General features: G+C 67.0%; 1 protein-coding gene. It reads left to right on the forward strand.

The features are described from left to right. Positions 1-110 precede the first annotated feature (110 nt). Complete coding sequence (locus DVK07_RS20670; protein ID WP_121598597.1) at positions 111-548, forward strand: NUDIX domain-containing protein; 438 nt, start codon at positions 111-113, stop codon at positions 546-548. Positions 549-585 lie beyond the last annotated feature (37 nt).

The raw sequence follows: 585 nt of genomic DNA on the forward strand, positions 1-585 counted from the left end.
CGGTCCCGACTCGGCCACGGGGACGGCAGATCTCGTCTCCGAGACGTCGCTCGGGGTCCGAACGCGCGCCGGCCCACAGATTTATTGTTAGTTGAACTTCAGTTACGCCAATGACCGACGAACTGCTCCGCGCGACGGTGAGCGTCCGGGGCGTCATCATCGACTCCCGTGGCCGGAACCTCGTCCTCCAGCGCGCGTCCGACGGGAAGTGGGAGTTACCCGGGGGACGGCTCGCCGTCGAGGAGCCAGTCCGTCGCGGCCTCCGCCGAGAGATCACCGAAGAGACGGGTATCTCCGTCGAGATCCACACGCCCGTGGCGACGAACGCGTGGGTCAACGACGACGAGGAGGGTCGCTTCGCCGTTCATTATAAGTGTTACACCTCCCGACGAAACGTCGATATCAGCGACGAGCACGTCGACTGGGCGTGGATGCTCCCCGAGCGGGCGCGTCGTGTCCTGAACGACCCGCAGACCGCGGCCGTCCGAGCGGTCTCGAAGCGACCGCCGACCGGCCGGCCCGCCGATCAGTCGCTGTCGCAGGACTGACACGTCCGATCACGCCGACTGGCGTGGGGGTTTCGGC

Origin of the sequence: Halorubrum sp. Atlit-26R (genome assembly GCF_003666015.1) — an archaeon.
GTDB lineage: Archaea > Halobacteriota > Halobacteria > Halobacteriales > Haloferacaceae > Halorubrum.

Bases quoted from the DNA above. Each gene is read 5' to 3' on its own strand.
- DVK07_RS20670 (WP_121598597.1), top strand. From the start codon at position 111: ATGACCGACGAACTGCTCCGCGCGACGGTGAGCGTCCGGGGCGTCATC.